General features: G+C 71.5%; 27 protein-coding genes. 8 read left to right on the top strand and 19 right to left on the bottom strand.

Annotated features, from left to right (window positions below; translation table 11 throughout):
• Positions 1-41 precede the first annotated feature (41 nt).
• A complete protein-coding gene (locus tag LCN96_RS52120) occupies positions 42-779 on the bottom strand; it encodes a hypothetical protein (RefSeq protein WP_225269807.1) in 738 nt (245 codons plus the stop codon).
• A gap of 52 nt (positions 780-831) precedes the next feature.
• The gene (locus LCN96_RS52115) at positions 832-1,770 is read right to left on the bottom strand and encodes a beta-ketoacyl-ACP synthase III (RefSeq protein ID WP_225269806.1); all 939 of its coding nucleotides are present in this window, start codon (positions 1,768-1,770) and stop codon (positions 832-834) included.
• Positions 1,771-1,842: 72 nt separating this feature from the next.
• Between LCN96_RS52115 and LCN96_RS52110 the strand changes: the two genes are divergently transcribed.
• Complete coding sequence (locus LCN96_RS52110) at positions 1,843-2,457, top strand: TetR/AcrR family transcriptional regulator (protein ID WP_225269805.1); 615 nt, start codon at positions 1,843-1,845, stop codon at positions 2,455-2,457.
• 96 nt (positions 2,458-2,553) lie between these two features.
• Here the strand turns inward: LCN96_RS52110 and LCN96_RS52105 are convergent, their stop codons facing one another.
• From LCN96_RS52105 to LCN96_RS52050, 12 genes are all read right to left on the bottom strand, one after another.
• Positions 2,554-2,766: a hypothetical protein gene (locus LCN96_RS52105; RefSeq protein ID WP_225269804.1), complete on the bottom strand. Its 213-nt coding sequence runs from the start codon at positions 2,764-2,766 to the stop codon at positions 2,554-2,556.
• 37 nt (positions 2,767-2,803) lie between these two features.
• Positions 2,804-3,154 carry a nuclear transport factor 2 family protein gene (locus LCN96_RS52100; RefSeq protein ID WP_225269803.1) on the bottom strand — a complete coding sequence of 117 codons (351 nt, stop codon included), beginning with the start codon at positions 3,152-3,154 and terminating at the stop codon, positions 2,804-2,806.
• Between the two features lie 4 nt (positions 3,155-3,158).
• Complete coding sequence (locus tag LCN96_RS52095; RefSeq protein ID WP_225269802.1) at positions 3,159-3,476, bottom strand: DUF3140 domain-containing protein; 318 nt, start codon at positions 3,474-3,476, stop codon at positions 3,159-3,161.
• A gap of 28 nt (positions 3,477-3,504) precedes the next feature.
• Positions 3,505-3,735 carry a YdeI/OmpD-associated family protein gene (locus LCN96_RS52090; protein ID WP_225269801.1) on the bottom strand — a complete coding sequence of 77 codons (231 nt, stop codon included), beginning with the start codon at positions 3,733-3,735 and terminating at the stop codon, positions 3,505-3,507.
• A gap of 240 nt (positions 3,736-3,975) precedes the next feature.
• Positions 3,976-4,989: a LacI family DNA-binding transcriptional regulator gene (locus LCN96_RS52085; RefSeq protein ID WP_225269800.1), complete on the bottom strand. Its 1,014-nt coding sequence runs from the start codon at positions 4,987-4,989 to the stop codon at positions 3,976-3,978.
• A gap of 89 nt (positions 4,990-5,078) precedes the next feature.
• Positions 5,079-5,348 (bottom strand): sulfurtransferase TusA family protein, encoded by a 270-nt coding sequence (locus LCN96_RS52080; RefSeq protein ID WP_225269799.1) that lies wholly within the window; start codon positions 5,346-5,348, stop codon positions 5,079-5,081.
• A gap of 44 nt (positions 5,349-5,392) precedes the next feature.
• Positions 5,393-6,214 carry an alpha/beta fold hydrolase gene (locus tag LCN96_RS52075; protein ID WP_225269798.1) on the bottom strand — a complete coding sequence of 274 codons (822 nt, stop codon included), beginning with the start codon at positions 6,212-6,214 and terminating at the stop codon, positions 5,393-5,395.
• 182 nt (positions 6,215-6,396) lie between these two features.
• Positions 6,397-8,433 carry a sensor histidine kinase gene (locus LCN96_RS52070; protein ID WP_225269797.1) on the bottom strand — a complete coding sequence of 679 codons (2,037 nt, stop codon included), beginning with the start codon at positions 8,431-8,433 and terminating at the stop codon, positions 6,397-6,399.
• A gap of 110 nt (positions 8,434-8,543) precedes the next feature.
• On the bottom strand, positions 8,544-10,376 hold the full coding sequence (locus tag LCN96_RS52065; RefSeq protein WP_225269796.1) for a glycoside hydrolase family 127 protein: 1,833 nt from the start codon (positions 10,374-10,376) through the stop codon (positions 8,544-8,546).
• Complete coding sequence (locus LCN96_RS52060; protein ID WP_225269795.1) at positions 10,369-11,133, bottom strand: carbohydrate ABC transporter permease; 765 nt, start codon at positions 11,131-11,133, stop codon at positions 10,369-10,371. Before LCN96_RS52060 ends, LCN96_RS52065 begins: the two co-directional genes overlap by 8 nt.
• On the bottom strand, positions 11,130-12,041 hold the full coding sequence (locus LCN96_RS52055; protein WP_225269794.1) for a carbohydrate ABC transporter permease: 912 nt from the start codon (positions 12,039-12,041) through the stop codon (positions 11,130-11,132). Before LCN96_RS52055 ends, LCN96_RS52060 begins: the two co-directional genes overlap by 4 nt.
• On the bottom strand, positions 12,038-13,309 hold the full coding sequence (locus LCN96_RS52050) for an ABC transporter substrate-binding protein (RefSeq protein WP_225269793.1): 1,272 nt from the start codon (positions 13,307-13,309) through the stop codon (positions 12,038-12,040). The genes LCN96_RS52055 and LCN96_RS52050 overlap by 4 nt, the downstream gene beginning before the upstream one ends.
• Positions 13,310-13,420: 111 nt before the next feature.
• On the opposite strand from LCN96_RS52050, the gene LCN96_RS52045 reads away from it, so the two are divergent.
• Positions 13,421-14,434, top strand: coding sequence for a LacI family DNA-binding transcriptional regulator (locus LCN96_RS52045; protein WP_225269792.1), 1,014 nt, complete (start codon positions 13,421-13,423; stop codon positions 14,432-14,434).
• 61 nt (positions 14,435-14,495) lie between these two features.
• Here the strand turns inward: LCN96_RS52045 and LCN96_RS52040 are convergent, their stop codons facing one another.
• Together LCN96_RS52040 and LCN96_RS52035 are read right to left on the bottom strand one after the other, a co-directional pair.
• A complete protein-coding gene (locus LCN96_RS52040; RefSeq protein WP_263657559.1) occupies positions 14,496-15,959 on the bottom strand; it encodes a cellulase family glycosylhydrolase in 1,464 nt (487 codons plus the stop codon).
• 267 nt (positions 15,960-16,226) lie between these two features.
• Complete coding sequence (locus LCN96_RS52035) at positions 16,227-16,886, bottom strand: TetR family transcriptional regulator (RefSeq protein WP_225269791.1); 660 nt, start codon at positions 16,884-16,886, stop codon at positions 16,227-16,229.
• Between the two features lie 93 nt (positions 16,887-16,979).
• On the opposite strand from LCN96_RS52035, the gene LCN96_RS52030 reads away from it, so the two are divergent.
• From LCN96_RS52030 to LCN96_RS52020, 3 genes are read left to right on the top strand one after another with little or no spacing between them, the layout of a single operon-like run.
• Positions 16,980-17,459, top strand: a complete 480-nt coding sequence (locus tag LCN96_RS52030) for a (2Fe-2S)-binding protein (RefSeq protein WP_404823911.1) — start codon at positions 16,980-16,982, stop codon at positions 17,457-17,459.
• Complete coding sequence (locus LCN96_RS52025) at positions 17,456-18,448, top strand: FAD binding domain-containing protein (protein WP_225269790.1); 993 nt, start codon at positions 17,456-17,458, stop codon at positions 18,446-18,448. The genes LCN96_RS52030 and LCN96_RS52025 overlap by 4 nt, the downstream gene beginning before the upstream one ends.
• Entirely contained in the window at positions 18,445-20,715 is a 2,271-nt protein-coding gene (locus LCN96_RS52020) for a xanthine dehydrogenase family protein molybdopterin-binding subunit (protein ID WP_225269789.1), read from the top strand. The genes LCN96_RS52025 and LCN96_RS52020 overlap by 4 nt, the downstream gene beginning before the upstream one ends.
• Here LCN96_RS52020 and LCN96_RS52015 read toward each other — a convergent pair.
• On the bottom strand, positions 20,693-21,226 hold the full coding sequence (locus tag LCN96_RS52015) for a TetR/AcrR family transcriptional regulator (RefSeq protein ID WP_225269788.1): 534 nt from the start codon (positions 21,224-21,226) through the stop codon (positions 20,693-20,695). The genes LCN96_RS52020 and LCN96_RS52015 overlap by 23 nt on opposite strands.
• Before the next feature lie 83 nt (positions 21,227-21,309).
• On the opposite strand from LCN96_RS52015, the gene LCN96_RS52010 reads away from it, so the two are divergent.
• Entirely contained in the window at positions 21,310-21,768 is a 459-nt protein-coding gene (locus tag LCN96_RS52010) for a nuclear transport factor 2 family protein (protein ID WP_225269787.1), read from the top strand.
• Positions 21,769-21,798: 30 nt separating this feature from the next.
• Here the strand turns inward: LCN96_RS52010 and LCN96_RS52005 are convergent, their stop codons facing one another.
• Together LCN96_RS52005 and LCN96_RS52000 are read right to left on the bottom strand one after the other, a co-directional pair.
• Positions 21,799-22,359: a hypothetical protein gene (locus LCN96_RS52005; RefSeq protein ID WP_225269786.1), complete on the bottom strand. Its 561-nt coding sequence runs from the start codon at positions 22,357-22,359 to the stop codon at positions 21,799-21,801.
• A 48-nt stretch (positions 22,360-22,407) separates the two neighbouring features.
• Positions 22,408-23,010, bottom strand: coding sequence for a DsbA family protein (locus LCN96_RS52000; RefSeq protein WP_225269785.1), 603 nt, complete (start codon positions 23,008-23,010; stop codon positions 22,408-22,410).
• 202 nt (positions 23,011-23,212) lie between these two features.
• Here LCN96_RS52000 and LCN96_RS51995 point away from each other — a divergent pair, with 202 nt between their 5' ends.
• Both LCN96_RS51995 and LCN96_RS51990 read left to right on the top strand, forming a co-directional pair.
• The gene (locus LCN96_RS51995) at positions 23,213-24,790 is read left to right on the top strand and encodes a pectate lyase family protein (RefSeq protein ID WP_225269784.1); all 1,578 of its coding nucleotides are present in this window, start codon (positions 23,213-23,215) and stop codon (positions 24,788-24,790) included.
• 172 nt (positions 24,791-24,962) lie between these two features.
• Positions 24,963-25,541: a DUF6461 domain-containing protein gene (locus LCN96_RS51990; protein ID WP_225269783.1), complete on the top strand. Its 579-nt coding sequence runs from the start codon at positions 24,963-24,965 to the stop codon at positions 25,539-25,541.
• Positions 25,542-25,543: the final 2 nt, after the last annotated feature.

The raw sequence follows: 25,543 nt of genomic DNA, 5'->3' as shown, positions 1-25,543 counted from the left end.
GCAACGTGCGGTGCCGCGGCACCCGCGCCGGGCCCGCCCGCTCAGAACCCGAGGCGGTCCCGCAGCAGCTCGACGGGCAGGTGCGGCACCGTGGCCTCGCCGAACTCCGGCAACCCCACGCACAGCTCCCCGTCCGCCGCGTACAACCCGGCCACCGCCGCGTACCCCCTGCTCTGCCTCGGCTCGATGTTGTAGTAACTCCCGATTCCGTACTGGATGCGCACGCTCTCCAGCGCCGGCCGCGCGCTGGCCAGGCAGGCCCCCATCGGCAGGCCCAGCTCGGTCGGCGAGGTCAGCGTGTGGGCGTTGCCCGCCACCACCAGCGTGGACCGGGGCCGCTCGGCCAGCACCCGCTCGGCCATCAACGCGTCCCGCTGCGACCAGTCGCCGGTGAACATCCCCCCGTCGAACAGCGTGACCGTCAGCCCCGGGATCGCCTTCAGCACCGCGAAGTGCCCCGCCGTCACGCGCCCGTCACCCAGCCACCACAGCGGATGGTCGAGCCCCGTACCGTCGGACAGGTAGACGTCGAGCTGCGGCTTGAGGTTCTGCGGCCATTCGAGGGCGAGGTGGGTCAGGCCGAGCGCCCGCATGAGCCCGAGGATGATCAGCGGGTTCTCCCTGACCCCGTGGACCTCGCCGAGCAGCAGCAGCCCCGTCTCCTCCAGCGAGCGCCTGGCCCGGTCGAGCGCGCCCTTCTCGACCGGCAGCTCGTAGTCGTCCGTACGGAATTCCGCGACGGCCCGCAACAGGCCGTCCAGGGTGTCGACGCCTGGCATGCCTCCACAGTGTTCGCCCCGGTCGCTGAGCGCAACCACCGGCGGCGACGAGTCAGGGGCAGCGGACCACCATGCCCGCGTAGGACAGGTTGCCGCCGAAGCCGAACAGCAGCATCGGCGCGCCCCGCGGCACCTCGCCGCGCTCCAGCAGCTTCGCCAGCGCCAGGGGCACACTGGCGCCCGAGGTGTTGCCCGAGTCCACCACGTCCTTGGCGACGATCGCGTTGACCGCGCCGAGCTTGTCGGCGATGGGCTCGATGATGCGCAGGTTCGCCTGGTGCAGGACCACCGCCGCCAGGTCTTCCGGGCGGACGCCGCCGCGCTCGCACGCCTGCCGGGCCAGCGCGGGCAGCCGGGTGGTGGCCCAGCGGTAGACGGTCTGGCCGTCCTGGGAGAAGCGGGTGGGGGTGCCCTCGATGCGGACGGCCCGGCCCAGCTCGGGTGCCGAGCCCCACACGACCGGGCCGATCTCCGCCTGCTCGGCCGCGCTCACCACGGCCGCGCCGGCGCCGTCGCCGGTGAGCACGCAGGTGGTCCTGTCGGTCCAGTCGGTCACCGCGGTCATCTTGTCGGCCCCCACGACCAGGGCATGGGTGGCGGCGCCCGCCCGGATGGCGTGGTCGGCCTGCGCCAGGGCGTGGGTGAAGCCGGAGCAGGAGGCGCCGAGGTCCATGAGCGCGCCGCCCGGGACGCCCAGGCCGGCGGCGACGCGGGAGGCGACGTTCGGGGCGCGCTCGGTCTGGGTGCAGGTGGCGACCAGCACGAGGTCGATGTCGGCGGGTCGCAGGCCGCTGCCGGCCAGCGCCTTCGCGGCGGCGTGCGTGGCCAGGTCGGCGACGCTCTCGCCGTCCTCGGCCACGTGCCTGGTGCGGATGCCGACCCGCTTGCTGATCCACTCGTCGCTGGTGTCCACCAGCTCCGCCAGCTCGTCGTTGGTCAGGATCCTGGCGGGCTGGTAGTGACCTGTGGCGACAAGTCGTGATCCACTCATGCGGCGGACTATAGCAACCGAACGTTCGGACGCTAAAGTGGCCCGCATGAACGACGCACCACGGGGTCTCGGATGAGCCCGCGCAGGTCGGCCGCCGAGGCGCTGGGCACCCGGGCGGCCATCCTCGACCGCTCGGTGGCCATCGCGTCCAAGGAGGGGCTCGAAGGGCTGACCATCGGGCGGCTCGCCACCGAGCTGGACATGAGCAAGTCAGGCGTGCTCGGGCACTTCGGCTCCAAGGAGGCGTTGCAGCTCGCCGTCCTGGAGCGGGCCGGGGAGATCTTCCGCGCCGAGGTGTGGGAGCCCGCCCTGCCCGCCGCGCCGGGGCTGGCGCGGCTGCGGGTGCTGTGCGAGGCGTGGATCTCCTACCTGGAACGGCAGGTCTTTCCCGGTGGTTGCTTCTTCGTGGCGGCGGCGCACGAGTTCGACGGGCGGCCGGGGGTGGTGCGGGACGCGGTCGAGAGCCGGTTCGAGGCGTGGCGGGGGCGGCTGGGCAAGGAGGTGGGCCGGGCCGTGGCCGCGGGGGAGCTGCCCCGGGGCACGGATCCGGAGCAGGTGGTGTTCGAGCTGCTCGGGGTGGTCATGGCGCTGAACCACGCGATCCAGCTCCACGGCGACCAGCGGGCCGCCGCCCGCGCCCGCCGCGCCGTGGAGTCCCGCCTGACGCCCGCCGATCGCCCCGCCTGACGCTCCGCCTGACGGCCCGCCGCCAGTCCTGCCTGGCGCCCGCCCCCGAAGCCTCGCCTGGCGCCCGCCGGTGGTGCTGCTTGATCCGAGCTGCGCCTACTGGGTCGAGAGACGGTCGAACAAGGCCAGCGCCGCCTGCCGGACCTCTTCGGGCGAGACGCCGTCCAGGGTCTGCCTGGCGTCGTTCATGTCACGGGTGGTGGCGAGCGTGATCGCCACGGACGAGGCGGCGGCGCGGTCGATCGATCCCGTCGGGGCGGCGTCAGCCAGTTCCTGGGCGCTCGCGGCGAGGTCGAGGTTGTCTCTCAACGGATCTCCTCGGGTGGGGACGGTTCGGCCCATTGCATCATCTGGCATCGTGCCTCATCCACCATTCGGTGAATTCCCGGCATCGCCCATCGGGAGCGAACCGTATCACCCAGAGGTTGCTATACGTTTTGTCGGGATATGTCGTGACTCCTTGGATGACGCTGACGTCCTCCGTCACGCTCACCGGATGCCACTCGAAGGTGGCCTCACCAGGCTTGTCCTGCCGTCCCAGCCACTCGCGGACGATGTCGTCGCGCCCCTGCCACGGCGAGCTGTAGGGCTCGGTGTAGTACACGGCGTCCTCGGTGAACAAGGCGGCGATGTCGTCGGGATCGTTGGAGTTCCACGCGCGTACGTAGCCCTCGATCCACGGATGCGGCTGGACCATCGGGTCATCCTCTCAACGGGTCGTGACCGACCGACATCAGCTCGCGCCGCGACTCGTCGTCCGTACGCTCGCCCAAAGTCTCGACGAGCTCGACGACCTGGCGCATCACGTCGAGATCGGTCTTGGTGAGGTCGCCCTTCCGCTTGCTCAGCACGTGCAGCACGCCCCGGCCCAGCTCGTCGATGCCCAGGTCGGGGTCGGGCGGGAAGCCCTCCTCGGAGGACGCCTCGGCCAGCAGGTACGTCCGCAGCTCCTCGGAGTTCATGTTGACCGCCCGGTGGAACTCGTCCCAGAGCATGTCGGTGTCAAAACCCTCAGTCATATCGCCCGCCTACCCGCCAGGTCTCGCGTTACGCCCCCGTGACAATCGGCCGTCGGCCCACGCCGCCGGCGAGCTCGGCCACCGCGTCGGCGACGCGCCGCTGCCGGGTCCAGGGCTTCTTGGCGCCCTCGACGCTCAGCGCGTGCCACCTCTTGCGCGAGCAGGGCACGCGGGGTGCGGTGTCCAGTGTGACCTCCACCTCGGCCTCGTCGCCCGCCGCCACGCCGCAGCCCTGCCGGTTCTCGGCCGAGCAGGTCACGATTCGCCGAATTTCGTATCTCGTTTAGGTATGGAGGTACTCAGGCGGTGCGTACCGGCCTCGGTCAGTATGGAGTCGCCTCGGCGCGGGGGACGCAGGGGCGGCTCCCCGGAGAGATGCCGCGAGGAGGGGACGGCACGTGTCACGGGCTCGGACGGGCGGTCTGCCAGCCGCGGTCCCGGCCCGCGACACGTGCCGAGCGGGCCAAGCCGGTCGTGCCGGTCAAGCCGGTCGAGCCGGTCAAGCGGAGCGAGCGGGCCCCGTGCTGCCACGGGGCGTGAGGATGGCCGCCTGGTCCTCGTACGGCGGCACGTCCTCGCCCGCGATCAACGCGAGCAGCCGCTGCGCCGCGTGGGCGCCGTAGGCCGGGATGTCACGGGTGAGCGCGGTCAGCGGCGGCCGGACCACCTGGGCGAGCGGCGAGTCGTCCCAGGCCACGATGGACAGGTCACGCGGCACCTCCACCCGCATCTCCTGCGCCACCGACAGACCGGCCACGGCCATGATGTCGTTGTCGTAGACGATGGCGGTGGGCCGCTCCGGCGAGCTGAGCAGCCGCCTGGTGGCCCTGGCGCCCTCCTCGCCGGTGTAGTCGGTGTGCACGATGACGTGCTCGGCCACCCCCTCGCACGCCTGCTTGAACGCCTGGTCCCGGACGGTCGTGTGGACCAGCTCGGGCAGCCCGGCCACCCGCGCGATGCGGCGGTGGCCCAGCGCCACCAGGTAGCCGACGGTCTCGCGGACGGCCTCGCCCTCCTCCGACCAGATGGCCGACAGCGAGCCCGACTCGGAGGGATGGCCGATGACCACGGCCGGCATGCCGAGCCGTTCGAGCTCGGCCACGCGGGAGTCGTCGTAGTGCAGGTCCACGAGGAACACGCCGTCGATGCGGCTCTCACCCCACCAGTGGCGGTAGACCTCGCTCTCCTGCTGGTGGCTGGTGACGACCTGGAGCAGCAGCGCGTACGAGCGGTCGGCGAGCACCCCCTCGATGCCGCTGATCAGCTCCATGAAGAACGGCTCGACGCCGAGGATCCGGGCCGGGCGGCAGAGCGCGAGGCCCACGCAGTTGGCCCTGGCGCCGTTCAGGGCGCGGGCGGCGCTGTTGGGCCGCCAGCCGATCTCGTCGGCGATGGCGATGATCCGGGCCCGCGTCGCCTCCGACACCCCCGGCTGCCCGTTGAGCGCGTAGGAGACCGCCACCTTGGACACTCCCGCCCGGCTGGCGATGTCGGCGATCGTCGGTCGCTTCACGGACTCCCTCTCTGAACCGGATAACCCTCCCTACTTTAGGTCACTTCGCCCCCCCGCCATGGTGCCCCTCCCGTACGGGTGTTAACCGCTTAAGCCGCGTGCCACGGCTTGGCGTCCTGGGTCTCCTTGGCGGCCTCGGCCACCCGCAGCGCGAACGTGGGCCGCCGCGCCCCCTCCACCGGCCCGAGGTAGGTGTGCCCGGTCAGGTGGCACCACGCGGGCAGGTCCACCGGGGCGGCGGGGTCGGTGGCGATCAGGTGGATGACGGCGCCCGGCCCGGCCGCGCGGACGTGGGCCCGCAGCTCGATGAGCAACTGGACGCAGAGCTTGTCGCCGCCGTCGACTACGAGATCAGGCATGCGTATAGGAAACCACCACTTCCTCTCCGCCCGCGCCGTGGTTCTCAGCGGACGGAGCAGACCGCGTCCTCGATCACCCGGGTGACCGCCTCGGGATGCGAGACGAGGGTCAGGTGCGAGCCGCCGGCGAACTCGGTGACCTTCGAGCGGGCCCGCTTCGCCATGGCCCGCTGCGACTCGGGAACGATGATCTGGTCGCCGGTGGCGATGAAGTACCAGGACGGGATCGTCCGCCACGCCGCGGCCTTCGACGGGGTCGTGAACGCGGCCGTCGAGGCCGCCCGCTGGGTCGCCCAGAGCTCGCGGGCCGTGTCCCTGGGCAGGTCGGAGGCGAAGGAGCGGACGAAGACGTCCCGCTTCAGGTAGAGGTCGGCCGCGCCGCCCGCCGCGCCGGAGTAGGCGGCCCGGTCGTACAGGGTGGCCGGGTCGCCGCCGAGGGCCGAGCCGGAGCCGCTGAGCTGCGCGGTCGTCTCGCCGACGGCCGGTGCCGCCGCGTTGACGTAGACCAGGGCTTCGACGTCCGGGTCGCCCGCGGCGGCGTTGGTGATCACGGAGCCGCCGTAGGAGTGGCCGACGAGGACGACAGGGCCGGAGAGCGTGTCCAGGAAGTCGCGTACGGTCTGCGCGTCGCCGTTCAGGTCACGCAGCGGGTTGCCCACCGCGCGCACGACGTGGCCCGCCCGTTGCAGCGCCCGGATCTCGCCGCTCCAGCTGGAGGTGTCGGCCCAGGCACCGTGGACCAGCACGACGGTGGGCCTGGCGGCGCCGGGCGTCGGGCACGGAGCCCGCTGCTGCGCGGAGGCCGGCGCCACGGCGGTCGCGGACGCCAGCACCAGGACACAGGCCGGAACGTTGAATCGCGTCATACTCGCTCACCCCCGCATGAATGCGTCCTTCTCAGGCTGCCAGCGGCCACCTCCAGAGCTGGTGGTGCGGCCGTCAACCGACGACTCCGACCGGGTAAAGGCTGTGGCACACCGTCTGGAGCGCATGCCGGTCTGGAGCGCATGCCGGTCTGGAGCGCATGCCGGTCTGAAGCACATGCCCGTCAGGAGCCGACGCTCAGGCCCGCCGTCAGCAGCGGCAGCATGACCTCGACCCGGGTGCCCGCCCCCGGCTCGCCGGTCACCACGCAGAGGCCGCCCAGCTCGGCCGCCCGCTCCCGCATCGAGCCCAGCCCCACGCCCGCGCGGTGCCGCTCGGGCAGCCCCTTGCCGTCGTCGGTGATCAGCACGCGCAGCACCGGCTCCTCCCGGCGCAGCACGATCCTGGCCCGCGACGCCTCGGCGTGGCGGCGGATGTTGGTGAGCGCCTCCTGGACGATGCGGTAGACGGCCACCTCGACGGCGGCGGGCAGGTCCTCCACGTCGCCCTCGACCGTCACCTCGATCTCGGTGTCGGGCGAGGAGTGCCCGGCCAGGTCGCGGACCGCGCGGGCCAGGCCCAGGTCGTCGAGCGCGGGCGGGCGCAGGCCGTACACCAGCTCGCGGATGTCGCTCGTGACGGCGCTCATGCCGGCGTGCAGCTCCCGCAGCAGCTCGTCGGCCGCGTCAGGGGAGCTCTTGAGGCTCAGGCGGGCCATGTTGATGGTCATCGCCATCGCGGAGAGGGTCTGGCCGAGGCCGTCGTGCAGGTCGCGGCGCAGGCGGCGGCGCTCCTCCTCCCTGGCCGTGAGGATGCGCTCGCGGGAGCGCTGCAGGTCCGCCGCCATGCGGACGGCGTGCGCCACGTCCGCCGCGTACGGGGTGAGCGTCGCGAGCACGCGCTCGTTGTGCGCGGCGGGGAAGCGGCGCGGCCCGGGCGGCCCGACGAGCAGGCGGCCGACCCGCGCCCCGTGCCAGACCAGCGGCACCTCCCGGGGCTCGGCCCCGACGTGGCCGCTCTCCACGTAGCGGGGCTCGCCGTCGGCCACCTCCACGGCCACGCCCTCGACGGCCAGCCCGTCGCGCAGCACGCTGACCACGGAGTTCAGCGCCCTGGCCGGGTCGGCGCCGCGCACGGCCTGGGTCAGCCGCTCGGCCAGCACGCCGGGGTCGCCGACCGCGCCGTACAACATCCGGTCCACCGCCCGCTGCAGCCCGCGCCGCAGCGGCTGGAAGAACGCGCCCGCGAACAGCGCGGCCGCGATCCCGGCGACCTGGTGGTAGCCGGAGACGACCAGGCTCGACAGGGTGCCCACGCCGAAGTAGACGAGGCTGACCACGACGACCACGCCGGCCGCCACGAAGGCCCGGCTGATCACGGTGTCGATGCCGTAGAGCCGGTACCGCATCACCGCGAACGCCATCGCGAACGGGATGGCCGCCGCCCACGCGATGGCCGGCCACATGAACACGGGCCAGATCGCGGCCAGGACGAGGAAGACGATGTACCCGGCGAACGCGAACAGCGGCCAGCCGATCTGCCGCCGCCCCACCGGGTCGGCCCCGCGCAGCCGCGAGGCCAGCGACAGCGCGGCCAGGGCCATCGCGGTGTAGATGCCCGCCCAGCCCACCGTCGCCATCACGTCGGCGTAGGGCGCCAGCGCGGGGATCCCCAGCGGGTTGGGGATGACCGAGGGATACGGGTACCCCTCGGTCCGCGGCGCCCTGAACAGGTACTGGACCGCCGCGGTGCCGATCGAGAAGCAGCCCAGCCACAGGGCGGGCCGCCAGCGCCTGGACGGCAGGCGGCCGTCCGGCGAGTAGAGCGGCAGCACCATCGTGAGCGACAGCCCGCACACCGCCCATCCGAGCCGCAGCGGCACCCGCAGCCATCCCGCCAGCGCCGGCTCGCCGATGGCGGCGGCGTGGAACATCAGCGCGCTGGCCGCGTCGCTGACGGCCGCGGCCAGCCCGCCGACGCACATCAGCCAGGCCAGGTTGAGCCGGGGCCGGTGGTAGATGAGGAAGGCGCCGACGGCGGGGAAGGTGAAGGTGACCGCCGACTGGGGGCTCACGGTGATGTCGGGCGCCCACTGCGCGGGCAGCCCGGCCCAGACCAGGTACGCCGTCAGCGACAGGATCGGCGAGGCCACGGCCATGACGGACGCGACCACGAACCGGCCTGTCAGGCGTCCGCGCGGAGTCTCGGCGAGTTCGGCCATCGTGCTCTGTCCCGTCCTGTCCTGGCCCCGCGTAACGGGCGGGGCCAGGACAGAATAGGCGCTACTGGACGGTGACGGTGGTCTTCGCGGTCACAGGCACGTGCGTCTCCTCAGATCGTCGGAAGCCAGACCCGCATGGTCGCGGGGCCGCGGTTGCCCCACCGGTGGTAGGGCACCAGCCGCAGCCGCACGTCGGTGCCCTCCTCCTCGTCGGGCGCCGCCCCGTACGGCCAGGAGCCGTTGCCGCCGGCCGTCAGCCGCGCGCCCACCTCCAGCTCCACCACGCCGTCCGTCTCGTGCTCCACCGGCGGGTCGACGCGCGCCGTCACCCCGGCGAGCGGCGGCTCGTCGGCCACCGACTCCGCGCAGTACACGAGCGGCCCGCGCTCCACGGCCGCGCTGCCCCGCAACGCGTCGATCCGCCGGTCGGGCAGGGTCCACCTGGCCCGCATCGGCAGCTCCAGCCGCAGCTCGTCACCGGCCCGCCAGGGCCCCTCGGCGTAGGCGTAGCCGGGGCCGACCGGCCGGATGACCGGGCCCTCGGGCAGCGGGGCGTCCTGGGAGGAGACCGGGACGTGCGCGAGCGTGGCGTCCGTCGCCCAGGCGGGGACGCGCAGGCCGATGCGGCCCTCGCCGTCCTCCAGCACCCGCACGCTCACCGAGCCCTGCCACGGGTAGCCGGTCTCCACCCGCAGCGCCAGCCGCGCCGAGCGGATCTCCGCCGGGGTGAGGTGGTGGATCAGCACCCCGCCGTCCCCGGTCGCGGCCACGTACGCGGGCAGCGAGGCCAGCGTGCGGGCGATGTTGTTCGGGCAGCACGACACGTCGAACCACGGCGAGCGCAGCCCGCCCTCCGCGGCGTGGTTGACCCCGTCGAGCGGCGTCGCGGGCACCCGTACCTGCAGCGGGTTGACGTAGAAGAACGACGTGCCGTCCAGCGCCACGCCCGTGGCGAGCATGTTGTACATGGTCCGCTCGGCCAGGTCGGCGTAGCGGGCGTCGCCCGTGGCCAGCAGCAGCCGGTGCGCCAGCATGAGGGAGGCGATGCTGCCGCACGTCTCGCTGTAGGCGCGGTCCGGCGGCAGCTCGTAGTCCTCGCCGTACGACTCGTCGGCATGCCTCGAGCCCATGCCGCCGGTCAGATGCGTGCGCCGGGCGACCGTCCGCTCCCACTGTGACTCGACGGCCTTCAGCAGCTCCTGGTCCCCGGTCTCGACCGCCACGTCCACCACGCCGGAGGCCAGGTAGAGCGCGCGCACCACGTGCCCGCGGAAGACCTGCGCCTGCCTGACGGGCACGTCGTCCTGGTAGTAGGCGCGGCCGAACGGGATGTCGGCCAGCGCGGGCAGGCCGCGGCGCTCGACGAAGCGGCGGGCCAGCTCCAGGTACCGCTCCGCCCCGGTGGCCCGGTACAGCTCCACCAGCGCCATCTCGATCACCGGATGGCCGCAGGTCTCCTCACCGTCCATGAACCGGCGGCACACGTGGTCGGCGGCCCTGGTGACGACCTCGGTGAGCCGGTCCTCGCCGTGCATGCGCAGCCGCGCCACCCCGGCCTGGATGAGGTGGCCGTAGCAGTAGAGCTCGTGCCCCCACTCGAAGTCGGTGTAGCGGCTGCCCGACCAGCGGGTGTTGAGGTAGCCGTCGCCCTCCTGGGCCTGCGCCACCGTCTCGGCCAGCGCGGGCAGCCCCGGATGGTCCGCCCAGGCCATGGCCTCCAGCAGCTTGTAGATCTCCGAGTCGCTGAACTCCCGTCCTCTGCGGGGCCGCTCGCCCCTGAAGTTGCCGATCCAGCCTTCGCGCTCCTCCCACTCCTGGCAGTGGGCGATCGTCACCTCGTTGTTCAGGGCGATCCGGTCGCCCCAGAAACCGGGCAGCACGCGTACGGAATCGAGGCCGAGGGGGGACAGGACACCCGATGAGGGCAGGACGGGACTAGCCACGCAGAGCTCCTGACATGAATCCGCGCACGTAGTGGCGCTGCAGAACGATGAAGAGGATGAGACAGGGGAGGGCCATGACCATGACGCCGGCCTGGAGCATGCCGTAGTCGATGGCGCCGAACGTGTGCTGCGTCATGCTGACCACGGCCACCGGCAGCGTGAAGGACGATCCGTCGTTGAGCAGGATGAGCGGCGCGAAGAAGTCGTTCCACGAGGCCAGGAACGCGAACAGGCCCACCGTGATGAGCGCGGGCCGCACGGCGTGCAGCAGGATCCTGGAGAAGGCGCGGAACGTGCCACAGCCGTCCACCAGCGCGGCCTCCTCCAGCTCGCGCGGCACCGCCTCGAACGCGTTGCGCATCATGAACAGCGCGAACGGGAGCTGGAACATCACGAACACCAGCGAGAGCCCGACCAGCGAGTTCTGCAGGCCGAGGTAGCCGAGCAGCACGTAGAGCGGGATCAGGATCGTCGCGTACGGCACCATGAGGATCGCCAGCGTGGCCAGGAACAGCACGTTCTTGCCGGGGAAGTCGAAGCGGGCGAAGCCGTAGCCGCCGAGCGCAGAGACGATCAGCGTGCCGCCCACGGTCATGGCCGACACCAGCACGCTGTTGACGGCGTAGGTGTCGATGCCCTCGCCGAAGCGGGCCATCTCCAGGTAGTTCGACGGCTCCTCCAGCGACGCGTACCCGCTCCACACCAGTGGGAACAGGAACAGCACCGCCAGGGCCGACAGGGTGAGGTAACGGCTCACCGCAGCCTCCGCATCATCAGCGTGTTGAGCCCGACCAGGGCCACGAGCAGCACGACCGACAGGGCCGCCGCGCCGCCGAGGTCGAAGCGGAAGAACGCGTCCCGGTAGACGACCATCACCATGGAGACCGTGCTGTTGTCCGGGCCGCCGTTGGTGAAGACGAAGAACTGGTCGAAGGCCAGCAGCGAGCCGGTGACGCTGAGGATCAGCATCAGCGCCAGCGTCGGGCGCAGCAGCGGGAGCGTGATCCTGGTGAAGATCTGCCAGCGGTTCGCGCCGTCGCTCCTGGCGGCCTCGTACACCTCGGTGGGGATGGCCTGCAGCCCGGTCAGCAGGATGAGCATGTTGAACCCGGCGAAGCGCCACAGCACCAGCGTGATCGTGGAGAACAGCGCCATGTTCGGGGTGCCGATCCACTTGATCGGCTCGCTGGTGATGCCCAGTGACTGCAACATCGGGTCGATGGGGCCGAAGTCGTTGTTCAGCATCCCGTAGAACAGCAGGCCCGCCGCCGCGAAGCCGACCGCGCCCGGCAGGAAGAACGCGGTCCTGAAGAAGGCGATGCCCGGCCTGCGCTCCTGCACCAGCAGCGCCAGCCCGAGCGCCACGCCCGACAGCAGCACCGTGGTGATGGCCGTGTACTTCAGCGTGAAGAGGACCGCGTCCACGAAGAGCGGGTTGTCGGCGATCTTGACGTAGTTGGCGGGGGCGTTGAACGTGGCGGGGCCGAGCAGCGGCCAGCGGTTCAGCGACATCCACACGACCAGCACCAGCGGCGCGATGAACAGCACGCCCACGATGACGGCCGTCGGCGCCGCGTACAGCCAGCCCTGCACCTTCCTGCTGCGCCAGCGGGCGGACGGCGCCGAGTGCGCCGCCCGCCTCGATCGGGTGACCGTCAGCGTCATTGCTGCAGCGACTTCGTGATCTCGGTGTTGAGCTGCGGGACCTTCGAGGCGTCACCGAAGACCGCCTCCCTGGCCAGCCGCAGCCACGGCCCCTGCGGGTCGTTGTAGGTCTGGCCGAAGCGCAGCGCGAACGGCGTCTGGCCCTTGGCGACCAGCGAGTTGATCAGCACCACGCGCGGGTCCTCGGCCGAGTACTTGTTACCGGCCAGGTCCGTACGCGCGAGCACGTCCTTGTTCTTGGCCATCACCTCCACCTGCGCCTGGTCCGAGACCGTCCAGGAGATGAACTCCCAGGCCGCGTCGGCGTTCTGGGAGGTGGCGGAGATGCCGAGCGAGTCGCCGCCCACGAACGTGGACTCGCCGCCGTCGGGGCCGGCGATCGGGGTGACGCCGATCCTCATGTCCTCGGGCATCAGACCGAGCGTGGTGGACGGCATCGGCATTACGCCGATCTCACCCTTGGGGAAGAAGCCGGTCCAGGTGGGGCCCTGCTCCTCCTTGGCGGTCGGCCCGGTGACCTTGTTCTCGTACAGCTTGCGCCAGATGTCGAACACGGCGGTCATGGGCGGCTGGTCGTTCAGCGAGACCGTGCCTTCGGCGTTCATGACCTGCGCACCGGCGGCCCACACGGACGGCCAGAACGTGAAGACATAGCAGCCGCCGCAGTTGCCGCCGAAGAAGGTGCCGTGGATCTTGCCGTCCTTGCCCAGCTTCTCCTGGACGGTGGTGGCCTGCTCGGCGAACTCCTTGAGCGACTCGGGGCCCTGCTCGGGGTCGAGGCCGGCCTTCTCGTACAGGTCCTTGTTCCAGAACCAGACCGACAGGTCGAGGGTGTGGGGCAGCGTGTACTGCCGGTTGTCCAGCGTGCCGAGCTTCATGTGGGAGGGGGCGAGCTTGTCCTTGTACGGCAGGGCCGCGATCCTGTCCGTGATGTCCATGAACAGGCCCTGGGAGGTGTAGTTCGGGACGAAGATGACATCCGCCGCGAACACGTCGGGGAGCTGCTTGGCTCCGGCCGCGGCGGCGATGCGGGGCTGGTAGTTGTCCGTCGGGATGACGGTGAGCTTGACCTGGTTCTTGTGGGTCTTGTTGTACTCGGCGACCAGGCGCTCGCTCTGCGTCTGTGTCGCCGCGCGGGTCCACATGGTGATGGTCACGGGACCGTCCGCCGCCTGTGTCCCGCCGTCGTTACCGTCGCCACCGCCGCAGGCCGCTGCTGTGAGCGCTAACACACTGAGGAGGGAGATCCCGGCCAGCCTTCGTCTCATGATCTGCTCCTGGACTTAAAGGTTTTCGGAAACGTAGAAGAAACATGAGCCCATGTCAATGGGTGCTATGGTGCTAAGCGGTTCACAATTCACCGAAAAGGGTTTCGAAGTATGGCGGGTAAGCGGGCGACCATCAACGACGTGGCCTCGCTGGCGGGGGTATCGATCGCCACGGCCTCCAAGGCGCTCAACGGGCGCCAGGACGTGCGGGCGGCCACGCGCGAACGCGTGCTCGCCGCCGCGGCCGAGCTCTCCTTCCAGCCCAACGCCCTGGCCAGGGGCCTGCTCTCGGGGCAGACCAGGACCGTGGGGCTGCTGACCTCCGACAGCGTCGGCCGGTTCGGCATCCCGGTGCTGCTGGGCGCCGAGGACGCGTTCGGCGCCGGGGAGATGGCGGTGCTGCTGTGCGACGCGCGCGGCGACGCGATCAGGGAGCAGCACCACCTGCGCGCCCTGCTGTCGCGACGGGTGGACGGGCTGATCGTGGTGGGGGAGAGCACGAACCCGCGGCCGTCCGTGAGCAACGACCTGCCGGTGCCCGTCGTGTACGCGTACGGGCCGTCCGAGGACCCCTCGGACGTGTCGTTCGTCCCCGACGACGTGGGCGCGGCGGCGATGGCCGTCAACCACCTGCTCGCCCTGGGCCGGCGCCGGATCGCGCACATCACCGGGCCCGCCCACTACAAGGCGGCCCGCGACCGAGAGGAGGGCCTGCGGCGGGCGCTCGCCGAGGCGGGGGTCCAGCAGGTGGGGCAGACGATGTCGGGGGTGTGGTCGCAGCGGTGGGGCCGGCACGCGGCCGAGATGCTGCTGATGGCCGAGCCGGAGATCGACGCCGTGTTCTGCGGCAGCGACCAGATCGCGGCCGGGTTCGTGGAGGCCGTGCGCGAGCGGGGCCGGCGGGTGCCCGACGACATCGCGGTGGTCGGCTACGACAACTGGGAGGTGCTGTCCACCGAGACGCGGCCCGCGCTGACGACCGTGGACATGAACCTGGAGGTGCTGGGCCGCACGGCGGCGCAGCACCTGTTCGCCGCGATCGACGGCAAGGCCACGCCGGGGGTGCACACGCTGCCGTGCCAGCTCGTCATCCGCGACTCCACCTCCCCGCCCGGGGTTTCGTAAGAGGCGTCCCGCATGCGCGGGCCGCCCCCATCGCCAGGTGGAGGCGGCCCGCGTTACGTCGTCAGGAGGCGGCGCAGGTGTAGGAGCCGACCGTGGCGGTGTTCCCGCCCGGCCGGTTGACCTGGAAGCCGAAGCCGGCGTTGCCGCCCGCCGGCACGTTGCCGTTGTAGCCCGCGTTCCTGGCCGTGACGGTCTGCTCGCTGGTCGTCACCGAGGCGTTCCACGAGCCGGCGAGGGTGTGCCCGGCGGGCAGGGTGAAGGTGACGGTCCAGCCGGTGATGCCGGACGTGCCGGTGTTGGTGACCGTGACCGGCTGGACGACGTAGCCGCCGCCCCACTGGCTCTGCACGGTCCCTGCCGCCGTGCAGCCGCCGCCGGTGCCGCCGCCCGTGGTGGTGAAGGTGGTGGTGGCCGAGGCGGCCGACTGGTTGCTCGCGCCGTCGCGCGCCCGCACGTACACCTGGTACTGGGTGGACGGCGTCAGGCCGGTCAGGGTGATGGAGTTGGTGGTGGAGGAGCCGAGCAGCGGGTCGGTGGCGCCCTGCTCCCGGTAGACGTCGTATCCCGCCAGCCCCGAGCCGCCCGCGTCCGTGGAGGCCGTCCAGGTTAAGGAGGCGCCGGTGGAGGTGACGCCGGAGGCCGAGGGGGTGCCGGGCGTGGTCGGGGCGGTGGTGTCGGTGCCGCCGCCGCTGAAGAAGGTGGCCTCGCGCGAGGTGGCGGTGATGCCGTTGGCGCCGTTGAAGATGCGCTGGCCCCAGGACGTCAGCGCGGCCGGGTTGAAGTTGGTGACCATGTCGAGGTACTCGACGCCGCCACTGTTGCCGCTCCACGACCAGCCGATGTAGCCGAGGCCGCGCGACACCGCCTGGGCCATGATCGTGTCCTCGTCGGGGTTGCCGTCGGAGTGGTTGTGCCCGAACTCGCCGATCACCAGCGGCAGCCCGGCCGTCTGGAACGCGTCCAGGTACGCGGTGATCTCGGCGGCCGTGTCGAAGACGCCGTACATGTGGACGGAGAACACCGTGTTCCGCTGCGTGTCGGCGGCGGCGACCGTCCTGGCGTTGTCGCGCATGGTGAACTGCCAGTCCTGGCCCCAGTTGGGCGCGTCCACCATCAGCATGTGCTGGAAGCCGAGCGTGCGCATGCGGGTGATCGCGCTGGTGGTGGCGGCGGTCCAGGCCGAGACGTTGTTGTTGCCGTACGGCTCGTTGCCGATGTTGACGATGATGAAGTCCTCGGTGCCGGTCAGGGCGCTGCGGACGCTGTTCCAGTAGTCGACCGCCTGGTCGAGGGTGTACGCGCCGCTCTGCTCGCCGTACCCGGTGGTGTCATGGTTTTCGAGCACGCATATTAACCGGTTCTGCCGGCACAGGGAGACGACGTTGGCCACGTCGGAGGCGCTGTTCGGGGTCCACCGGCCGCCGCTCAGCACGACGCGCACGGTGTTGGCGCGCAGCGCCTTGATGTTGGCGAAGGAGCTCGTCTGATTGGTGTACCAGGTGTGCGCGTGGCTGACACCGCGCATGACGAACGCGTTCCCGTTGGCCTCCAGAATCCTGGTGCCGCTGACCCGGAGCCCGACCGCGGCGTGCGCGGGAGCCGGGACGATCAGCATCGAGACGAGCAGCGACAGGAGCGCCGCCGCCGCGAGCCCGAGTCGTTTGATCATGGGGGGTGCCCTTCTGATGATTGTTAACCGGTTAGGTATCGGGCACATGCTCTGCGGAAACCGCCCCGATGTACAGCGAGCGGGCCGCGGGCGGTCAGGAATGCCTGGAGAGAGGTGAAACTTTCACTCTTCCCTGAGAGTCGGCAGCCCGGCGGCCAGGGCGGAGAGCGCCCGGACGAGCGTGGGCAGCAGCACCGGGCAGGCGGCGGCCAGCTCCGGGTCCTCGGCGTAGACCTGGGCGAGCGCGGGCGGCGGGTTGGCGGCCGGGTAGAGCATGCCGGCCAGGCCGCTGGCGGCGGCCGCCAGCTCGCCGCCCTCGCGCTCGGTCAGGTCCGTCGCGCCGGCCACCACGGCGCCCATCTCGGCGACCCGGGCGTGCACCGCGTGCTTGAACGAGCGGGCGGCGGAGACCGAGACGTTGTGCTCCAGGCTGGTGGCGGCGTGGCTGAGCAGGTCGCAGAAGAGCGGGCGCTCGACGAGCGTCTCGGCCAGCGCGGTCACCGCCGCCGCCGTGCCGCCGGCGGTGGTGCGCAGCCGCTCGGCGGCGGCCTCGGCCCACTGGCGCCACTCGTCGGTGAGCAGCTCCAGGTAGATCTCCTCGCGGGTGCCGAAGTAACGCACGATGTTGGACTTGGCCAGCCCCACCGCCTCGGCGACCGCCCCCAGGCTCACGTTGCGCACCCCCGAGGTGCGGGCGAGCTCGCGGGCGGCGGCGAGGATGGCCTCGCGCCGCTGCTGCTTGTGCTCGGGCCGCCTGGCCCGGAGGAATGCCGACCGCGTCATGTCGTCATCAGCATACTGGCGCCGACTTAAAAGAACGCCGTTCACTTGTTAAGGAAACGACGTTCTGTTAGCGTCCGGTGCAAAGCCGGGAGGATGCGCGTGACCGAGATACGGATGAAAGTGAACGGCTCCGTCGAGTCCCTCGACGTCGAGCCGTGGGTGAGCCTGCTCGACGCGTTGCGTGAGCGGCTGGGGCTGACCGGCCCCAAGAAGGGCTGCGACCAGGGCGCCTGCGGCGCCTGCACGGTGCTCGCCGACGGCGTGCGGATCAACGCCTGCCTGGCCCTGGCCATCCAGTACGACGGCAGGGAGATCACCACGATCGAAGGCGTGACGCATCCGCTGCAGGAGGCGTTCGTCCGCCACGACGGGCTCCAGTGCGGCTACTGCACCCCGGGCCAGATCTGCTCCGCGATCGGCATGCTGGCCGAGCACGAGGCCGGCATGCCCAGCGCCGTGACCGGCTCGCAGGGGCTCGACGAGGCCGAGATCAGGGAGCGGATGAGCGGCAACCTGTGCCGCTGCGGCGCCTACAACGGCATCGTGGACGCGATCAAGGAGGCGTCCCGATGAGGCCGTTCGCCTACGTCAAGCCCGCCGACGTCGCCGAGGCCGTGCGCGCGGCCACCGAGCCGGGCGCCAGGTTCCTCGGCGGCGGCACCAACCTGGTGGACCTCATGCGCGAGGGCATCGAGCGCCCCGACACCGTCGTGGACGTCACCGGGCTGCCGTTCGACACCGTGACGGAGCTGCCCGACGGCGGGCTGCGCATCGGCGCGCTGGTCCGCAACAGCGTGCTGGCCGCCGACGGCCGGGTGCGCACCCGCTACCCGATGGTGTCGCAGGCGCTGCTGTCCGGCGCCTCGGCCCAGCTGCGCAACATGGCCACCGTGGGCGGCAACCTGCTGCAGCGCACCCGCTGCCCGTACTTCTACGACCACGCCTCCGCCTGCAACAAGCGCGAGCCGGGCGCCGGCTGCGACGCGCTCGACGGGTTCAACAGGAGCGCGGGGATCCTGGGCGTCAGCGAGCACTGCGTGGCCACCCACCCGTCCGACCTGTGCGTGGCGCTGGCCGCCCTGGACGCCACCGTCGAGGTCCACGGCGTGGACGGCACCCGCCGCGTCCCGATGGCCGGCTTCCACCGGCTGCCCGGCGACACCCCCGACGTCGAGACCACGCTGGCCCCCGGCGAGCTGGTCACGGCGGTCGAGCTGCCGCCCGTCCCCGCCGCGGCCAACTCCCGCTACCGCAAGGTCCGCGACCGGGCGTCGTACGCCTTCGCCCTGGTCTCGGTGGCGGCGGCGCTGGAGGTGCGCGACGGCGCGGTCACCGGCGTACGGCTGGCGCTGGGCGGCGTCGCCCCCAAGCCCTGGCGCGCCACACGGGCGGAGGACCTGCTGCTCGGCGGCCCCGCCGACGAGACCGCCTTCCGCCGCGCGGCCGAGGCCGAGCTGGCGGACGCCGTCACCAGGGAGGGCAACGCCTTCAAGCCCCGCCTCGCCGTGGCCACGATCACGGCCACGCTGCGCGAGCTGAGCACCGGAGGGACGGCCCGATGAGCATCAAGTACGCCGAGACCGAGCAGGCCACCGGCACCACCAAGTACGTCGGCCAGGCGATCGACCGGGTGGACGGCCCCGCCAAGACCACCGGCGAGGCCCGCTTCGCCGCCGAGTACCCCTACCCGGGGCTCGCCTACGCCGCCCTCGTGCACGCCACCATCCCCAGGGGCCGCATCACCGCCATCGACACGGCCGAGGCGCAGGCGGTGCGCGGCGTCATCGATGTGCTCACCCACGAGAACACCCGGCCCATGAAGCCCGCCCCCAAGGTGAGCTTCCTCGACCTCAGCACGCTCGTCTCCGGCACCTCGGTCAACTACCTGGCCACCGACGAGGTGTCCTGGAACGGCCAGCCGATCGCCGTCGTGGTCGCCGAGACCCCGGAGACGGCCCGGTACGCGGCGTCGCTGGTGCGCCCGGCCTACGAGGAGCTGCCCGCCGCGGTGGACCTGGCGGCCGAGCAGGGCAACGCCGTCCCCCAGAAGGGCAACCTGATCAGCGAGGCCGAGGCGGACAAGGGGGACGCGCGGGCCGCGCTGGCAGCCGCGCCGCACACGGTGGACCTGACCTTCACCACGCCGCCGCACAACCACAACGCGATCGAGCCGCACGCCACCACCGCCGTCTGGGACGGTGACCGGCTGACCGTGCACGAGGCCTCGCAGAGCATCACCTGGACGCGCAAGCACCTGGCCCAGCGGTTCGAGGTGCCGGAGAAGAACGTCAGGGTGCTGTCCCCGTACGTCGGGGGCGGGTTCGGCGGCAAGGGCTCGGTCTGGGCGGGCACGCTGCTGGCCGTGCTCGCCGCCCGGGCGACGGGCCGGCCGGTGCGGCTCGCGCTCACCCGCGAAGGCGTCTACCACACGGTCGGCGGGCGTACGGGCAGCATCCAGCGGGTCGCGCTGGGCGCCGGCGCGGACGGGAAGCTGACCGCGGTCATCCACACCACCGTGTCCAGGACGGGACGCAGCGGCGGGAACGGCGAGCCGATCACCGCCGGCACCCGGCACCTGTACGCCGCGCCCAACATCCACCTGCGGCAGAGCACCGTCCGGCTCGACCTGCTGGCCAACACGTTCATGCGGGCGCCCGGCGAGTCCATCGGCACCTTCGCCCTGGAGTCGGCCGTGGACGAGCTGGCCTGGGAGCTGGGCCTGGACCCGGTCGAGCTGCGCCTGCTCAACGAGCCCGACCGCGACCCGGTGGGCGGGCAGCGGCTGGCGCACCGCAGGCTGCGGGAGGCGTACGCGCTGGGGGCCGAGCGGTTCGGCTGGCGCGAGCGCGACCCGCGCGCCGGGTCCATGCGGGACGGCCGGTGGCTGGTCGGCATGGGCGTGGCCACGGCCTACCACCCGTCGATGCGGATGCCGGCGAACGTCACGGTGCGCCTGGGCGCGGACGGCGGCGTCGTGGTGCGCTGCGGGCTGCAGGAGATGGGCATGGGCACGGCGACGGTGCTGGGGCAGATGGCCGCCGACGAGCTGGGGGTGCCGCTGGCGTCCGTACGCGTCGAGTACGGCGACTCCGAGCTGCCGGTCGCGCCCGGCGCCGGCGGCTCGATGCAGACCGCCAGCGCCGCCGCGGGCGTGCAGGACGCCGCGGCCAAGCTCAAGCGCACGCTGCTCGGCCTGGTCCGCCGCTCGCCCGGCTCACCGCTGCGCGGCCGCAAGCCGGATGAGGTGGAGGCGCGCGACGGCGGCCTGTACGTGGGAGGCGCAGGTCAGACGTACGCGGAGATCCTGACGGCGGCCGGCCGCGGCCACGTGGAGGTGGAGAGCAAGGCGGGCATGCTCGGCTTCATGGCCAGGACTCTGCGCGAGCGCAGGCGCTGGGTGCGGGCGGCGACCGGCGCGCAGTTCTGCGAGGTGCGCGTGGATCCCGACACCATGGAGGTGCGCGTCTCGCGCTGGGTGGGCGTCTTCGACGTCGGCACCGTGATCAACGCCAGGACGGCGGCGAGCCAGCTGCGCGGCGGCATCGTGATGGGCATCGGCATGGCGCTGTCGGAGCAGACGCTGATCGACCACCGCAACGGCCGGATCATGAACGCGAGCCTGGCGGAGTACCACGTGCCGGTGCACGCCGACATCCCGCGCATCGACGTGCTGTGGCTGGACGAGCCCGACTCCACCATGCCGCTGGGGCTGCGCGGGATCGGGGAGGTGAGCATCACCGGGGCCGCCGCGGCGGTGGCCAACGCGGTGCGGCACGCCACCGGCAAGCGGGTGCTCGACCTGCCGATCACCCTCGACAAGCTGCTGTGACCGCGTGGGCGGCCTTCGCGGCCGCCCGCGCCGCCGCCGCTCCTCGTTCCGGGTCCACCATGGCGGTGACCGTGGCCCCGTCCACCAGGACGAGGAGCTGCTCGGCCGTCAGGTCGTCGGCGACCAGCCCGCGCAGGTACGCGCGCAGCCGCCGCTTGTGCCCGCGCACCACCTCGGCGACCGCCTCCGAGGTGGCGCCCAGCTCCCCGTACGCGTTGACGAACCCGCACCCACGGAAGTCCTCCTCCCCGAACCATCGCTCCAGCCATCCGAACACGGCTCCCACCTGATCGTCGTGCCCGGCCACGTAGGACGTGAGCGAGTCCATCCACCGCTCGTCCCGCCGCTCCAGATAGGCCACGACCAGCGCCTCCTTGGACGGGAAACACTGGTAGAGCCGCTTGAGCGACACCCCGGAGGCGGCCCTGACGTCGTCCATGCCGACGGCCTGGATGCCGCGCCGGTAGAACAGCTCGCCCGCCGCCGTCAGAAGTCGTTCGGCGTGTTCCATGGCACCTCGCTTGCGTCGGAGAACGGTCGTTCTCTAGGCTATCTCGCGAGAACGACCGTTCTCCTGCCGTCGAGGAGGCCGCCATGTCCCGCCCGCCCGTCCCGCCGTTCACCGAGGAGACCGCCCGGATCAAGGTCCAGGCCGCCGAGGACGCCTGGAACACCTGCGACCCCGACAAGGTCGCGCTCGCGTACACCGAGGACTCGGTGTGGCGCAACCGCGGCGAGTTCCTGACCGGGCGGGAGGAGATCAGGCGGTTCCTGCGCCGCAAGTGGGACAGGGAGCTGGACTACGCGCTGCGCAAGGAGCTGTGGGCGGTGCTCGGCGATCGCATCGCGGTCCGCTTCCAGTACGAGTCGCGCGACGCCGCCGGCCAGTGGTGGCGCAGCTACGGCAACGAGCAGTGGGAGTTCGACGCGTCCGGGCTGATGCGGCGCAGGGAGGCGAGCATCGACGACGTGCGCATCGAGGAGTCCGAGCGGCGCATCTTCGGGCCGCGCGGTGACGACGAGCGCGGCGTGGACGTGCTGCCGCTCAGGTGAGACGGGGTGAGAGGCGGGCAGCAGCGTGGATCAGGGCACGCGCAGCCATCGGGGGTCGTCGTAGCGCTGCTCCACGCCTTCGCCGGGGACGAAGTCGGGCACCGTGTACAGCACCACCTCGCCCTGCACCTCCAGGCACCTGATCAGCGCCTTCGTCACCGACAGCACGGCCTCGGCCCCGCCCTGCACGTGCCCCTCCACCAGGGCCACCGCCTCGCGGAGCCCGAACTCCTCCGGCAGCAGCGCGGCCACCTCCTTGAGGAGGCTCTCCGTCAGCTCCGTCTGGTGCAACAGCGCGGCCGGCCCCGACGTGCCGGAGCCGCCGCAGGTCTCGCAGCCGCCGCTGTGGTGCGGGTTGATGGAGATCGTGCCGGCGCCGAGGCACACCAGGCACCGGCCGACCTCGGAGGCGTGCTGCGCGGCGGTCACCCGATCGGGCAGTGGCAGGTCACAGGTGCACGAGAAGGAGTTGTAGGTGCCTTCGACGTAGTCGTGATAAGCGATCTCGTCGGGGGCGTCGACCCACCGGATGGTGATGACGTGCTCGTCCATGAAGACCTGTGCGCTCTCGTCCTCGGCTGATGGAGGCACCAAGATAGCCCGCGCGTCCCGCGAGGATCACGCATTCGGCAGAAGACGTCACGTTACGTGAGGCTCCTCGTGTGGCCCGCCCTTCAGCTCGTGGAAACCGGGGGTGCCCGCCACGAGCAAGGTCCCGTCCCAGAGGCGGGCGGCCTGCTCGCCGGTCGGCACGCGGGAGACGACCGGTCCGAAGAACACCACCCGCTCCCCGTCCTCCCGCGTGACCGCGACGATCGGCGTGCCCACGTGGTCGCCGCCGATCAGCGCGACGGCCTCGGCGTGCGAGGCGCGGACGACCTCGTCGTAGCCGGTGCCCAGCCCGGCCTCGGCCAGCCCGACCGGCAGCCCGGCGGTGGCCAGCGCCGTGCGCAGGTCGCCGATCCAGTCGCCGGTGCCGGTCGTCCACAGGGCTGTGTACAGCTTCTCCAGCGCCTGCTGGCCGTGGTCGCGCTGCACGGCCGCGCAGATCCGGACCGGGACCCACAGGTAGCCCTCGGGGTCGCCTTCCGGGTCGTCGTCGCGGCCCTCGTTCAGCACCGACAGGCTCATCACGTGCCAGCGCACCTCGACCGGACGCACCTCGCGCACTTCCATCAGCCATCGCGCGGTCACCCACGTGTACGGGCACGACGGGTCGAACCACAGGTCGGCCACAGTCATGATCGCCAGTCTAGGCTCTACAATCGCTTGCAAGATCGTAGGCTGGCGCTGCAACAAAACTGCACACCAATCGGGTTGACGCGCCTAACAATCGGTTGCATAAAGATGTGAAGCTCGTCCCGTCAGGCAGCGCGACACGGCGCTCTCCCCGTTCCCTCCCCGACGCGCCCCGTCGCCGCCCCTCACCCCCGGAGGCTCCACGGTGCGCAGCAAGAACCCGCTCTACCTCGCCTGCGCCGCGCTCGGCGCGGCCGTCGTCGCGGCACTCCTGGTCATCCCGAGCGCGTCCGCCGTGACCCTGTTCAGCGACGACTTCCAGGACGGCGACGCCGCCGGCTGGTCCCGCTCCGGCGGGAGCTGGTCGGTGGTCACCGACGGCTCCCCGGCCTACCGCCAGTCCGGCACCAGCGCCGACGCCCGCGCCCTGGCCGGCGGCGGCTGGGGCGACCAGGCGGTGCAGGCCCGCGTCAAGCCGATCGCCTACAACGGCTCGGGCCGGTACGTCGCGGTGCTGGCCAGAGCGCAGAACAGCAGCAACTACTACTTCCTCGGCCTGAGCAACACCGGCGCCGCCATCCTCGGCAAGCGAACCGGCGGCGCCCCCATCACGCTCGCCACCGGCGCGGCCGGCGTCACCCCCGGGTCGTGGCACACGGTCAGGCTGGAGGCGTTCGGCAGCACGCTGCGCGGCTTCGTGAACAACGTGCAGGTCGCCTCGGCCACCGACAGCTCGTTCAGCTCGGGACGGGTCGGCCTGGCGGGCTACTACGCCGGCGCCACCTTCGACGACGTCCTCGTCACGGACCTCGGCGGTCCCACCGACCCGCCCACCACCCCGACCATCCCGCCGGGCAGCTGCCGCACCTCCGGCTCACCCGTCGGCTTCGCCTCCGTGAACGCCTGGGGACAGAACGGGACCACCGGCGGCGCCGGCGGCCCGACCGTCGCGGTGGACACGACGGCCGAGCTCCTCGCCGCGATCGGGCAGCCGGGGCCGCTCACCGTCTGCGTCCTGGGCACGATCACCCTTCCGGCGGGCATGCACAACGTCACCTCGGACAAGACCATCCTCGGCGTCGGTGCCACCTCCGGCCTCACCGGCGGCGGGCTCAACATCGGCCTGCCGGCGGACGACTCCGTGACCTCGCCACCGGCCGACGCGGTGCACAACGTGATCATCCGCAACCTGTCGTTCCGCGGGGCCACCGACGACTCGATCAATGTGCAGATGTTTAGCCATCACGTGTGGATCGATCACAACGATCTGGCCGACGGGTACGACGGGCTGATCGACATCAAGCGCGGGTCGTCGTACATCACCGTCTCGTGGAACCACACGCACGACCACACCAAGAACATGCTGCTCGGGCACGACGACGGGAACGCCGCTCAGGACGTGGGGCGGTTGAAGGTTACCTACCACAACAACTGGTTCGACCGGACGCCGCAGCGCAACCCGCGCGTGCGGTTCGGGGAGCCGGTGCACGTGTTCAACAACTACTACGTGTACAACACCGACACCGGGGTGGCCTGCCAGGCGAACGCGGGGTGCCTGGTGGAGGGGAACTACTTCGAGCGGGTGGAGGAGCCTGTCACCAACTCTTATGCGGGGCCTGGGGGGCGGTGTGTGGCGCGGAACAACGTGTTCGTGGATGAGTCGGGGGCGCCTGACTGCAGTGGGGTGGTGCAGGAGGCGTCCGCGTACTACTCGTACACCGTGGCTGATCCGGCCTCGGTGAAGGCGGTGGTCATGGCGGGCTCCGGCGTGGGCAAGCTCTAGAAGCTCGGGCCTACGCTCGGGGGCGCTTCGCGCCTTCGTGCTCCGGGCCGCGCCCTGTGGGGGAGCCGAGCTCCCCCACACCCCCTAGCCGGGGGCCTCCCGGCCCCCGGACCCCCGTGCCTGGGGCCGAGTTCTTGGTCCGGTTGTCGGTAGCGCCTGCGACCATTGCGCCATGATCACCCCCATCGACAAGGACCACGCCGACCTCGCCGAGATAGGCGGCTGCATCACCTACGTCCGCGGCCTGACGCCGGAAGAAGTAGCGATCCGCCTCGGCGGCCGTCTCGAGGATTTCAAGCCGGCGACTTTCCACCAGTTGTTCGGCAGCAGCTCGTCCGGGGCGCTCGTCGGCATCACAGCCGTCGGTGACTGGGTGATGATCGTCGAGATGGGCACCACGCTCGGCATCACCACGGACATCGTCACGCGCTTGTCCGCGGGCACCCGCCTGGTCTCCCACTATTGCCTCGAGATCAAGGGCCTCGACTACTTCTACTGGCTTGAGGATGGAAGGCTCCGGTTCTGCTTCATCGCGCAGGACGGCTACATGGACCCGGTGCCGGACGAACTCGTGGAGACCATGCACGACATCTACGCCCGCTACCAACCGCTCGTCGACGTCCGCATGGGTCCGATATTCCTCCTGGCCGAGCACCTCACCGGGATCAAGCTGACACCCGAGTTACTGGAGGAAGCCACCTACCTGTGCGGAATCGTCCCCGAACCGGAGTGGGACATCATGAGTTGGTGATA

Origin of the sequence: Nonomuraea gerenzanensis, from assembly GCF_020215645.1 — a bacterium.
Taxonomy (GTDB): Bacteria; Actinomycetota; Actinomycetes; order Streptosporangiales; family Streptosporangiaceae; genus Nonomuraea; species Nonomuraea gerenzanensis.
The sequence above is the reverse complement of the archived record's forward strand: the minus strand, read 5'-3'. Positions and strand labels throughout refer to the sequence as shown.